The 11,903-nt window shown below is 55.4% G+C and carries 12 protein-coding genes; 2 read left to right on the top strand and 10 right to left on the bottom strand.

The genetic code is table 11. From position 1 onward, the window contains the following. Positions 1–940: adenylate/guanylate cyclase domain-containing protein (locus tag B3P58_RS19785; protein ID WP_286720008.1), on the top strand; the 940-nt coding region annotated here is incomplete at its 5' end. A 20-nt stretch (positions 941–960) separates the two neighbouring features. Here B3P58_RS19785 and B3P58_RS19780 read toward each other — a convergent pair. Continuing rightward, entirely contained in the window at positions 961–2,649 is a 1,689-nt protein-coding gene (locus B3P58_RS19780; protein ID WP_286720005.1) for a FecR family protein, read from the bottom strand. 11 nt (positions 2,650–2,660) lie between these two features. Further along, on the bottom strand, positions 2,661–4,112 hold the full coding sequence (locus B3P58_RS19775) for a tetratricopeptide repeat protein (RefSeq protein WP_286720002.1): 1,452 nt from the start codon (positions 4,110–4,112) through the stop codon (positions 2,661–2,663). Between the two features lie 350 nt (positions 4,113–4,462). On the opposite strand from B3P58_RS19775, the gene ccoM reads away from it, so the two are divergent. Further along, positions 4,463–4,582 carry a cytochrome c oxidase subunit CcoM gene (ccoM, locus tag B3P58_RS19770; RefSeq protein WP_286716578.1) on the top strand — a complete coding sequence of 40 codons (120 nt, stop codon included), beginning with the start codon at positions 4,463–4,465 and terminating at the stop codon, positions 4,580–4,582. A 102-nt stretch (positions 4,583–4,684) separates the two neighbouring features. Here the strand turns inward: ccoM and B3P58_RS19765 are convergent, their stop codons facing one another. The 8 genes from B3P58_RS19765 to B3P58_RS19730 form a co-directional block, all read right to left on the bottom strand. Continuing rightward, positions 4,685–5,458 (bottom strand): septal ring lytic transglycosylase RlpA family protein, encoded by a 774-nt coding sequence (locus B3P58_RS19765; protein ID WP_286719999.1) that lies wholly within the window; start codon positions 5,456–5,458, stop codon positions 4,685–4,687. Further along, positions 5,455–6,429, bottom strand: coding sequence for a lytic murein transglycosylase B (mltB, locus tag B3P58_RS19760; protein WP_286719995.1), 975 nt, complete (start codon positions 6,427–6,429; stop codon positions 5,455–5,457). The genes B3P58_RS19765 and mltB overlap by 4 nt, the downstream gene beginning before the upstream one ends. 11 nt (positions 6,430–6,440) lie before the next feature. Further along, on the bottom strand, positions 6,441–7,586 hold the full coding sequence (rodA, locus tag B3P58_RS19755; RefSeq protein WP_225692195.1) for a rod shape-determining protein RodA: 1,146 nt from the start codon (positions 7,584–7,586) through the stop codon (positions 6,441–6,443). Next, positions 7,586–9,439 (bottom strand): penicillin-binding protein 2, encoded by a 1,854-nt coding sequence (mrdA, locus tag B3P58_RS19750; protein ID WP_145469752.1) that lies wholly within the window; start codon positions 9,437–9,439, stop codon positions 7,586–7,588. The genes rodA and mrdA overlap by 1 nt, the downstream gene beginning before the upstream one ends. 7 nt (positions 9,440–9,446) lie before the next feature. Beyond that, the gene (gene rlmH, locus B3P58_RS19745; RefSeq protein WP_145469751.1) at positions 9,447–9,914 is read right to left on the bottom strand and encodes a 23S rRNA (pseudouridine(1915)-N(3))-methyltransferase RlmH; all 468 of its coding nucleotides are present in this window, start codon (positions 9,912–9,914) and stop codon (positions 9,447–9,449) included. Continuing rightward, the gene (gene rsfS, locus B3P58_RS19740) at positions 9,911–10,261 is read right to left on the bottom strand and encodes a ribosome silencing factor (RefSeq protein WP_145469750.1); all 351 of its coding nucleotides are present in this window, start codon (positions 10,259–10,261) and stop codon (positions 9,911–9,913) included. Before rsfS ends, rlmH begins: the two co-directional genes overlap by 4 nt. 6 nt (positions 10,262–10,267) lie before the next feature. After that, complete coding sequence (gene nadD, locus B3P58_RS19735) at positions 10,268–10,957, bottom strand: nicotinate-nucleotide adenylyltransferase (RefSeq protein WP_286719989.1); 690 nt, start codon at positions 10,955–10,957, stop codon at positions 10,268–10,270. Next, the coding region (locus B3P58_RS19730) for a glutamate-5-semialdehyde dehydrogenase (RefSeq protein ID WP_286719987.1) at positions 10,938–11,903 on the bottom strand (966 nt) is incomplete at its 5' end. The genes nadD and B3P58_RS19730, both read right to left, overlap by 20 nt.

The following is an 11,903-nucleotide window of genomic DNA, read 5'->3' as shown; positions in this document are numbered from 1 at the left end:
GCTGCTGGTTGGCGGGCTGACCATCGTTAATCTGGGGTATGGCTTTGTCAGCGAAAATCTCAGCCGTCGCTTGCTGAAAGGGATGTTCGACCAGTATGTACCGCCGGCGCATATCGAGCGCATGATGAATGACCCTACGGCCTATCAGTTTGCCGGGGAAAGCAAAGAGCTGACGGTACTGTTCAGCGATATCCGCAGCTTTACCAATATCTCTGAAAATCTGTCGGCCGCTGATCTTAAGGCACTGCTTAACAGCTACTTCACGCCCATCACCAAAGTGATTTTTGATAATGAAGGCACCATCGATAAATACGTCGGCGATATGGTGATGGCTTTCTGGGGCGCGCCACTGGATGACGAACGTCATGCCTGTCATGCGGTACAGGCAGCGCTCAGTATGCAGCGCGTCACGGCCTCGCTGCGTGAGGAATTTATTGCCCGTGGCTGGCCGGCGATTGAAATCGGCATTGGCATTAATACCGGTCCGATGAATGTTGGCGATATGGGATCATCCTACCGCCGTGCCTATACCGTGCTGGGGGATGCGGTGAATCTGGGTTCCCGGCTGGAAAGCATTACCAAGTTTTATGGTGTGAAGATTCTGGTTGGTGAGAACACCCATGCCCAGGCACCGGAGTTTGTTTACCGCTATGTCGACCGTATTCAGGTAAAAGGTAAAAACGAACCTATCCGCGTCTATGAACCGCTGGGCCTGGCAGGTGAAGTTGATGAGGCAACGCGGCAGGAGCTGGCACTGCAGCAGCAGGGAACCGAGCATTATTTTGCCCGCCGCTGGGATGAAGCGGTGCTGATTTTTACGCAGTTATGGCAGCAGCAGCCACGGCGTTTATATCAGGTATATATCGAGCGCATCGGAAGCCTGCGCCAGCAGACGCTGGCCGAGGACTGGGATGGTGTCTTCCGCCATACCGAGAAGTAAACGGAAGACAGAGGTCAGCTTCAGAACTGACCGGTCCGCACCTGTTGTGGCCAGACAACAATGCCGGCGGCACTGTTGCCGTCCATATCGATCAGGTTGAAACTGCCGGCAAATACGCCGCCTGACGGAGCGACCAGTACGCCACTGAACTGGCTGGCGACGGCGTCCAGCGCAGAGCTTTCGCCGTGATAACCTGTGCCGAACTGCATCTGAACCAGCGCTGTATTTTTACCGTTGGCGCCACCCGCACGGATGGTACCGGTAAAGTCGGCGTTCCAGAAATTACCGCCGATACTCTGGCTACCACTGCCGTCAGCATAGTCAGCACTCAGAAAACCATTACTGACAATACCGGTAGCAAAATCCAGATCAAAATTGCCGCTGGCACTGAGCAGAGCATTCCCTTTGCTGTCTGTTCCCAGGGCCTGAGTGCCGCCGAAATATACCGAGCCAGAGGTAGGGATATTGCCTTCAAGGGCGGGATTGGCAATCACCCACATAACCGGCGATTCGACAGCGGTGACAACCAGCGAACTTTCTTCCAGTAACTGTGAAACCGGCGCCTCTGCGCTGCCGTTCCAGATGCCCCATTCAATACCGGCAATATCCGCCATCTCCGGCAGCAGTGTACTGTCGGTTGTGCCACTGTAGCGGGTGATATCAATACCGTTATTGTCGTCGACGGATACAAACACCGGCTCGCCACGCTCGTCACGGAAGGCGGATACAGGAATTGCTTTGCCATTAACAATAATGCTGCCGACGCTGGTACTGGTGAGAAAGGCGGTGAATTCTTCCGAACTCAGGCGCAGATCCGGTGAGGTGATCACAGGACCGCCGTCGCCACCATCACCACCGTCCCCGCCATCAGGAGGGGTGTTATCAATCAGATTACCGGCTTCTTTCAAGGTATCTTCATGACCACTGTCGGCATCCTGATCAAGAGGTGGCGGAACTTTGTTATCGCCGCTGGTGTTATTCAGTACCGTTGTAGCCGGGCTGGTAGTGGCTGTTCCGGGAGGTGGTGTGCTGCCATCCGGATTTTCTGAACCGGTTGTACTCATGCTGTCTGGCATGACGTCAGAATCAGCGTTATCCAGTGCCTGCGGTGCTTCCAGCATTCCCTGAAAGCCAGTGTTACCCAGTACGCCAAAGTTGAAATCAGCATTCTGACCAAGATTAAAATCGCCCTGATCTGAGGACAGCGTAATGCCTCCTTTCCAGACTCCCGCCATCAGCTGGCCTTTGGCCAGTAAAGCGCTGTAGAGCGTGCCACGGATACCGATGCTGGCAACGGGGGTGTCGACCCGGTAAGCCTCTTTATTGCCTTTGCCAATACTGCCGGTCAGGGTGCGGAATCCACCTTCCACCAGTTCCATCAGTACCTTGCCCCCTTTGCCATCGGCATCGGCCTGCTGGTAGGCATGAATACTGAGCTGGCTGTTTTCCTGCAGAGCCAGCAGGGCGTTATCGATAAAGCGGATCTGTACGCGGCTGCCGGTACCGGTACGAATGGTGTCGCTGGGGTAAATTTCATCGCGGCGCTTCAGATTGCGGCTGCTGCCATCGGCTGCCTGCGCAGTGACATCGCCTTTTACCATGATGATGTGGCCGGCCAGTTCGGCTGCGCGGGCTGAGTTCAGTGTGAACATCATCAGCAGAATAACCATTGCCTGAAACAGGCAGGCTGAACGTGTAATCCGGTGCATGATGGCCTCCATCAGAATGTCCAGTTGATGCCCGCTTCGAGCAGCGTGCGGTCATATTCGTACAAGGGGAGATTGCTGTTGTAACGGACCTGGCTGGCCTGGGTGTAAAGGGTCAGGGCTGGTAACAGGGTATAGCCGTAGCCCAGTACCAGCTGGATCATTTGCTCGGCACGGGTTTCGCCGGCGGCGAGCAGGTTGTCTGCCGGAAATGCCCCCTGAAACTGGTAGTCGCGCAGAATCAGGCTGGCATACAGACTGCTGTGAATGTTCAGCAGTTGCTGAGCACTCAGGTTAATACCCTGCGTGTCCCGTGCCTGATACTCCTGTTCGCCATCATCGGTGGCCAGCACCAGTGCAAACTGGGCTGAGAGCGATCCGGCTGAAAAAGCGGCACCCGCCTGAAGTTCGGCCTGCAGCAGGTCGAGATCATCATTGAGCTTATTGTCCTGGCTACTCAGTGTCAGACGGGTCTGACTCTGCCATTCGCTGGCCAGCTGGTAGTTCCATTCCAGATTCGCCGACAGGTCTGACAGCAGATCATCCCGGCCCAGCCAATAGTGGCTGTAACGACCGCCAAGCCGCAGATTGTGACGTCCACGGACCATCCGCATACCGCCGCTGGCGTAGAGGTTATCCAGATCAAACAGATCATCGGCGGCATTGTCTTTGCGGCTGGCTCCTAACTGCAGGTCGATGGCGCTGCGCTGTGTCAGTGGGCTGATATAACTGCCCTGGGCCCGCAGCTGATAGTAGCCACTGCCTTTAGCGCGCTGATCACGGCTCAGGCGGGCGGTCAGCAGGCCGTCGAGCAGGTCGACCTCATTGAGATCAGTGGCGGTATTGTAATTGGAGTCATAACCGCCGCTGGCGGACACAAAACCTCCCCAGACAGGCATCACGCTCTGGCGCTGCTCCTGAATACGTTGCAGGAACTGTGCAATGGTCTCCCGGACCTGAGCAGGCGGGTTGGTACTCTGAACCCGGCTGAACTCCTGCTCGGCAGCATCGTGATTACCAAGGTAATAGTAAGCACGTGCTAACTCCAGACGGTAGCGGGCAACTGCCGGGTAGTTACTGCTGAGGCGCTCGAAGCCGAATAAGGCTTCATTGAAATATCCAAGCTGGGCAGCGCTGAATGCGTAATAAAAATCGAATGACGGGTCGCCTTCGTAAAGGCTGAGCAGTGGTTGTGCCAGTTGATAGGCGCTCTGGTAGTCCTGCTGCCGGATCAGTTGTGACAGTTGCTGATTGGTTCGTGTCAGTGTTGTGGTATCTGCTTCGGGCGCTGCACCTGGTGCAGCAGGCGTCAGGGCTGGTGTGGCTTGGTCTGCCGGAGCTTCTGCCGTTGCCTCTGTCACAGAGGACGTTCCGGCAGCGGGTTGTTCTTCCGCCTGCAGCAGGGCCGCAGAGAACAATGATCCGCACAGCAGCAGTGAAGCAGCTTGTGTAATTGGTCCTTTCACCTTGCTCAGTCCTTTATGGTCGCCTGTTTACATAGTGTGCACTGACTGGCGATAAATACCAATAATTGCGCAGTGTCTGTCTGCTGTATGGCTGCAAGGGATCTGCGCAGGATTGTTGATGCTCAGCATGTTCAGGTAGCAAGGTTTACACCATTAGTCATAATAACTGTATGGTTATTTGATGTGCATCAAGCTCCGTATCAACCTCTTTCAGGGGCGATTTTTTCGTTGATTTACATCAATTCTGCCTTCCGGCCCCTTGCTAAAGTGACTTCATACCAAGCGCAATGAAGCAGCCAACGCAGCCATTGCCGCTCCGAACTGCACGGCTTAACTGAGAGGTGAGCACTATGTTTATGGATGAAGTTGTATTTTCCGGCCTGATTATTGTTGCCCTGACCTGCGCCTTCTTTGGCGGCGTTTACTGGGCTGTTAAGAAAGACATCGAAAAACACGGTACTGGTGAATAAGCCGGGCCAACACGCTTTAGTTTTACTGTTTCTGCGCTGAGTACCTTGCCTCTGGGCCTGACGTTGATCGTCATGGCCCCTTTTTTTGTCTCTTTGTTGTGATCAGTTCAGCTGGTGAGCAGCCAGCAGCAGTGGCTGGCGGATATTCAGCTGATTAAGCCGGTCCAGTACGGCCTGCAGATCATCACCCTCGGGCACTGGTCCGATCCGCACTTTATGCAAACCAGCTCCGCCATCCTGAGTGCTGATGCTGACCGGCCAGGTCATGGGCGCCAGTGAGCGCTGCAGGCTGGCCTGCAGCCGTTGCGCGGCGGCGGCATCTGACAACGCGCTGACCTGCACCCAGCGTACGCTGTGGGCATGGGGTGGGGTGACAACTTCAACATCAACCACGGCCGTGCCCATTTTATTGATGCCAAGGCGAACGGCAGCAGCATAGGACAGATCAATAATCCGGCCTTCGTGGAACGGCCCGCGGTCATTGACCCGCACGATAATGGATTTGCCGTTATCAACCCGGGTAACACGGACATAGCTGGGCAGAGGCAGGGTTTTGTGGGCGGCGCTGAACTGATAGACGTCGTAAACTTCGCCGTTTGAGGTGCGGTGACCATGAAATTTCATACCGTACCAGGAAGCAATACCGCGTTCTTTGTAGTTATCGGCTTTGTCCATCACCTGATATTCCTTGCCGAATACCTGGTAGCTGCGCGGATTACCCATGCTGCTGCGGGGCTCTGCTTTAGGTTCCGGTTCCGGCAGATTGTGGATATCGGCAACGGTTGCCGGAGTGAAGTCGTTGGCGTGCTGATAACGCGAGGTCGCACAGCCTGCCAGCACCAGTGTCAGTGCCAGCAGAAGGGTAACCGCTCTCAACGCAGCGCCTCACTCAACTGATAGACGGCCATGGCATACATGCGGCTGTGGTTGTAGCGGGTGATAACATAAAAATTGTGTTCACCGAGCCAGAATTCTGCACCGACTTTTCCCTGCAGACGGATCAGGTTCGCGGGGCGGTCTTCGGCGACTTTGTTGGTCGGTTCCACGCCCAGTGCTTTTAATTCGGCAACGGTCCATTTGGGTTTGAGGCTGTCGTTGATGATTTCTTCATAGTCTTTACCGCTGACCCGAACGCGTTGGGTTACGGCTTCACCGGTGCGCCAGCCGTGGCGTTTGAAGTAGTTGGCGACGCTGAAAATCGCATCCGCAGGATTCCCCCACAGATCACGCTTACCGTCTTTGTCAGCATCAACGGCGTAGTTCAGAAAACTGGTAGGAATAAACTGGCCATAACCCATCGCTCCGGCATAAGAACCTTTGACACTGGCCGGGTCGATTTTTTCATCGCGGGCGAGAGCAAAGAAGGCTTTTAATTCGCGCCAGAACAGCGGCCGCTGCGGATAGTCAAAGGCCAGTGTGGCGAGGGAATCGAGTACGCGATAATTTCCCTGACGGGTTCCATAAAATGTTTCTACGCCGATGATGGCAGCAATAATGTGTTTATCCACACCGAATTTTTGTTCGGCCTGTTGCAGCAGCTCGGCATGTTTCTGCAAAAATGCTTTACCGGCAGATATGCGTTTTGAGGTCAGGAATATATCCTGATATTCGTCCCACTCTTTTACTTTTTCGGCCGGACGGGCAATGGCTTCGAGAACGGAGTCGAGCTTTTCGGCATGGGTCAGCCAGGCGCGGATTTCGGCCGGATCAATTTTGTATTCTATGCTGGCTTCAGCAATAAATTCGTCGCTGCGTGGATGCTGATCATAAGCTGCAGAAACAGGCAGGGCTGCACATAACAATAAAGCGCTGCTTAATTTACTAAGGGTGTCACGGAAAAAACGCATAAATCTGTATCCTAATTCTGCCGGTGGGTGTACATGGACATAATTAAACCGAAAGCCGTCAGCAGACTGACTACCGAGGTGCCACCGTAGCTCACCAACGGTAAGGGTACGCCGACCACTGGTAATATGCCACTGACCATACCTATGTTTACGAATACATAGATAAAAAACGTAACGGCCAGACTACCGGACAACAAACGACCGAATAAAGTTTCACAGCGGGAAGACAGATACAGGCAACGCATAATAATCAGAAAGTACAATATCAGCAGGGCAAGTACGCCAATCAGGCCGAGTTCTTCTGCCAGTACGGCGATAATAAAATCGGTATGGCTTTCTGGCAGAAACTCAAGCTGCGACTGAGTGCCCTGTAAAAATCCCTTGCCATCAATGCCGCCTGAACCAATGGCCGTTTTTGACTGAATAATATTCCAGCCGGACCCGAGCGGATCGCTTTCCGGATTAAGAAAAGTCAGCACCCGTTGTTTCTGATATTCACGCATCACAAAAAACCACATCAGTGGTGCACAGGCTGCGACAATACCTATCATCGACAGTATTAATGCCCAGGACATACCGGCAAAAAACAACACCAGAATTCCGGACGCGCTGATCAGAATGGATGTACCGAGATCGGGTTGTTTCAGAATCAGAATGGTGGGCAGGCCAATAATTATCATGGCCTTAATCAGGTCGAAAAAACGCGGCGGTACAGGACGGGTCGACATATACCAGGCGACCGTCAGCGGCAGCGCCAGCTTCACCAGCTCTGATGGCTGAAAACGCGGCAGACCGGGTAGCTCCAGCCAGCGTTGTGCGCCTTTGGCACCCACGCCCATGACCAGTACGCCGATAAGCGCAATAACACCGATGGCAAAGGCCCAGGGAGCCACTGTCTGATAAAAGCGCGGAGGAAACTGGGCCACGACAATCAGGACGATAAAACCGATCAGAAAATGCAGCGCCTGACGTTTGACCATGGTCATATCCTGGCCACTGCCGCTGTACAGAATCAGCAGGCCGCAACCGGCCAGCAGCAGAATCAGCAGGAACAGAATGAGGTCGATGTGCATGCGCTCAAACCAGGCGCGGCTGCGATCGAACCCATGCTGGTGATGGCCGCTGCCCATGGTGCGGCTGAAATCGGTATTAGCCACTAGCCTTCTGCGCCTCCGAGGTATTCGTTAATGATGCTCTGTGCAATCGGGCCGGCGGTACGGCCGGCGGATTCACCGTTTTCGATCACCACGGCAATGGCAATCTCTGGCTTTTCCACCGGAGCAAAAGCAATAAAGAGTGCGTGGTCACGCCAGCGCTCACGCAGGGATTCGGAGTCGTACTCTTCATCCTGTTTGATGCCCACGACCTGCGCGGTACCGGTTTTACCGGCAATCGGGTAGCGCAGTTTGCTCAGCAGGCGCCGGGCTGTGCCACGGCTGCCGCTGATCACCTGTTCCATGGCGTGATACATCTGCTCCCAGTCCTGCGGGTTTTTCAGCTGAATATCGGCAATATCGCCATGCGGAATTTCGTCGGCTATATCGTTATGCGCCAGAATCAGGCGCGGTACCTGCCACTGACCACGATTGGCCAGTACTGCGGTTGCGGTGGCCAGCTGCATCGGCGTAACCAGCATAAAGCCCTGACCAATACCGAGGTTGACGGTGTCACCGGCGTACCAGAAGGATTTTCTTTTGGCGCGTTTCCAGTCGCGGTCGGGCAATAAACCCGGCAGGGCGTTGCTGATGTCCAGTGTCATATTGCGGCCAAAGCCGAACTGAGCGAGAAACGGCGAAATATTGTCGATACCAGCCCGAACAGCGACGTCGTAAAAATAGGTGTCACAGGATTCAACAATGGCACGCTGCAGGTTTACTTTGCCGTGGCCGCTGCGCTTCCAGTCGCGATACAGGCGTTCGTCATTTTCCAGCTGATACCAGCCCGGATCATCGATACTCTCGTTCCAGCTAGTAATGCCGGAGTTCAGTGCCGCTAAGCCAACGAAAGGTTTGAGAGTGGAGGCCGGTGGATACTGGCCACGGATTGCCCGGTCAAACAATGGCAGATCGGGATTGTCACGCAGGCTTGAATAATCCTTGTGCGAAATACCGGTCACGAACAGGTTCGGATCGAAGCTCGGGTTGGAGTACAGACTGATAATACCGCCGGTTGCCACTTCGATTGCAACGAGGGCGCCACGCATCCCCTTCATTTCTTTTTCTGCCAGCTTCTGCAAACGGCTGTCGAGGTGCAGGCTGATGTCCTGGCCGGGCACAGGGTCCTGACGTTCAATAATCTGGATAACCCGTCCACGGGCGTTGGTTTCTACTTTCTGGTAGCCCACTTCACCGTGCAGATCCTGCTCGTAACGGCGCTCTACGCCGAGCTTGCCGATAAACTGGGTCGCGCTGTAACGGCGCTTGGTTTCCGGGTCGGTGTCGAGGGTGGCCTGCTCCTGCTGGTTGATCCGGCCAACATAACCCAGTACATGAGCAAAGGTTTCACCTTGCGGGTAATGCCGCACCAGCTGGGCTTCAACGTCGACACCGGGCAGGTAAAAACGGTTGACCATCACTTTGGCAATGTCGTCTTCGCTCAGCTGGTGGCGCAGCACTACAGGCTCAAACGGCCGGCGGCGGAAGCCCTGACGTTTTTCAAACTGCTCGCGGTCACGTTCGCTGATACCGATCAGCTGATCGAGGAAAGCGATGGTCTGCTCCATATCGCGTACCCGTTCCGGTACCAGGGTTAGACTGTAAGAGGGAATGTTTTCGGCCAGCAGAATGCCGTTGCGGTCGTAAATCAGACCGCGGTTAGGTGCAATAGGACGCAGCTGAATACGGTTGTTTTCCGACAGGTCTTTGTATTTTTCGTAGAGGTTGATCTGCAGATAGGCCATGCGCCAGGCCAGTATGCACAGCATCAGGAAAATAAAGATGGCCAGTGTTAATGCGCGGGAGCGGAACAGCCTCCGTTCTGCCGATTTATCCCTGAATGAATGCTCCCACATAAACGACTCACTTATGGTAAGGGTGGCCCTGCAGGATGCTCCACGCACGGTACAGCTGTTCGGCCAGCAGTACACGCACCAGCGGGTGGGGCAGAGTCAGTGCTGACAACGACCAGCGCTGTCTGGCCAGTGCCAGTACTTCGGCAGTCATGCCATCCGGGCCGCCGACCAGCAGGGCCACATCGCCGCCCTGCATGCGCCAGCCTTCCAGCTGCTGTGACAACTGCTCGGTCGACCAGTTGCTGCCTTTTACATCCAGCGCCACGACATGATCCTGCGGACGGATTGCTTTACGCAGAGCGTCAGCTTCCTGCTGCATGGCTTTTTCTTTGCTGGTGTTTTTGGCGCGGTGTCCCGGCGGAATTTCCACCAGTTCGATGCTGCAGTCGGCGGGCAGGCGCTTGGCGTATTCCGCAAAGCCCTGTTCCACCCATGCCGGCATCTTATGACCTACCGCCAGAAGGCGCAGTTTCATGCCTCAGATTGTCCGGTCTCTGCGCCGGGTTCTCCCCAGAGGCGCTCCAGATCGTAGAAGTGGCGGGACTGGTCGGTCATAACGTGTACCACCACATCAATCAGGTCGATCAGAACCCAATCAGCGGCGGCACGACCTTCCGTACCGTTAGGGCGCAGGCCGGCGTGCTTGGCTTTTTCTTCTACGTTAGCGGCAACAGCTGTGACGTGACGGTTAGAAGTACCGGTTGCGATGATCATCCAGTCGGTTACCGAAGTACGGCCGCGGACGTCGAGAACGGTGATATTTTGCGCTTTCAGGTCTTCCAAAGCGTCGATCACCAGAGATTTGATTTGCTCAGTTTGCATTCAGTTCTATCGATAGAGTTGTTGTTGGGTTATGTAATCCAGCACCGCGTCCGGTGTCAGAAAGGTCACATTGTCGCCCTGCTTGATAGCCCGGCGCAAGTCGGAGGCGGATATATCCAGCTCCGGCCAGTGATGAAGACAGATATGACCGGCTTCAGCGGCCAGTAAATCGGTCAGTGAGCACTCACGTTGCTCTAATTGTTGTTCCTGCCAGTGGCTGACATTGCGTAATCCGGGACGGCTGATGACCAGCAGATTGGCTTCATCCAGCAGTGACTGCGGCTGATGCCAGTGTTCGAACCCCTGCCAGGCATCCTGTCCCATGACCCAGGTAAAACCGACACTGGGGTAGGCGGCGCGCAGGGCAGCGACGGTGATGGCGCTGTAGCTCAGGTCATCACGCTCAAGCTCGATGTTGCTCGGTTCAATCCCATCCAGGTTGCGGCATGCCAGCAGCAGCATTGCCAGACGCTGTTCAGCGCTGGCCTGTGGCTGGGGCCGGTGTGGCGGAATGCGGTTGGGAATCAGCAGGACTTTTTCGAAGCCGAGATCGCGCAATTGCACGGCGATACGCAGATGACCGATATGAACCGGATCAAAGGTACCGCCCAGCAGCGCCCAGCGTTTGCGGCGGCTGCCGGACGATTGCCCGGCGGTTGGCTGCGTGGCGGGCGGATTATTTACGGACTTCGCCATTACCCAGCACTACGTACTTTTGTGAGGTCAGACCGTCGAGACCGACCGGGCCGCGGGCATGGATTTTATCGGTCGAGATACCGATTTCGGCGCCCAGGCCGTACTCAAAACCATCGGCAAAGCGGGTTGAGGCGTTGACCATCACCGAGCTGGAGTCGACTTCGGTCAGGAAGCGCCGTGCCAGCGTGTAGTTTTCGCTGACGATGGTGTCGGTATGGTGTGAGCCATAGTGGTTGATATGGTCGATGGCGCTGTCCATATCATCGACGATTTTCACCGCCAGTACCGGCGCCAGATATTCGGTATGCCAGTCTTCTTCAGTCGCGGCATTAATATCGGTCAGCAGTTCACGGGTACGTTCACAGCCACGCAGTTCCACGCCAAGGGCTTCATAGGCTTCGGCCAGCTCCGGCAGGATATCGGCGGCCACGGCCTGATGCACCAGCAGGGTTTCCATGGTGTTACAGGTGCCGTAGCGGTGTGTCTTGGCATTGATGGCGATATTGATGGCCTTGGTTTTATCGGCGAATTCGTCGATATACACATGGCAGATACCATCCAGATGCTTGATCACAATCACCTTGGCGTCACGGCTGATACGCTCAATCAGGCCTTTGCCACCGCGCGGCACGATCACGTCCACGTATTCCGGCATGGTGATTAACGCGCCGACCGCGGCGCGGTCGGTGGTTTCCACCACCTGCACGGCACTGGCCGGCAGGCCGGCTTCTTCCAGTCCGGCGCTGATAATGGCGGCCAGTGTGCGGTTGGCTTCAATGGCTTCGGAACCACCACGCAGAATGGCGGCGTTGCCGGATTTCAGACACAGGCTGGCGGCCTCAATGGTGACGTTCGGACGGCTTTCATAAATGATGCCGATAACGCCCAGAGGCACGCGCATCTTGCCCACCTGAATGCCGCTTGGGCGGTATTTCAGATCGGTGAT

This window comes from Thalassolituus sp. UBA2009 (genome assembly GCF_002335285.1).
GTDB lineage: Bacteria > Pseudomonadota > Gammaproteobacteria > Pseudomonadales > Oceanobacteraceae > Venatoribacter > Venatoribacter alkanivorans.
The sequence above is the reverse complement of the archived record's forward strand: the minus strand, read 5'-3'. Positions and strand labels throughout refer to the sequence as shown.

Coding starts and splice junctions, on each gene's coding strand:
- B3P58_RS19780 (WP_286720005.1), bottom strand. CDS start 2,649: ATGCACCGGATTACACGTTCAGCCTGCCTGTTTCAGGCAATGGTTATT.
- ccoM (WP_286716578.1), top strand. CDS start 4,463: ATGTTTATGGATGAAGTTGTATTTTCCGGCCTGATTATTGTTGCCCTG.
- mltB (WP_286719995.1), bottom strand. CDS start 6,429: ATGCGTTTTTTCCGTGACACCCTTAGTAAATTAAGCAGCGCTTTATTG.
- mrdA (WP_145469752.1), bottom strand. CDS start 9,439: ATGTGGGAGCATTCATTCAGGGATAAATCGGCAGAACGGAGGCTGTTC.
- rlmH (WP_145469751.1), bottom strand. CDS start 9,914: ATGAAACTGCGCCTTCTGGCGGTAGGTCATAAGATGCCGGCATGGGTG.
- rsfS (WP_145469750.1), bottom strand. CDS start 10,261: ATGCAAACTGAGCAAATCAAATCTCTGGTGATCGACGCTTTGGAAGAC.
- nadD (WP_286719989.1), bottom strand. CDS start 10,957: ATGGCGAAGTCCGTAAATAATCCGCCCGCCACGCAGCCAACCGCCGGG.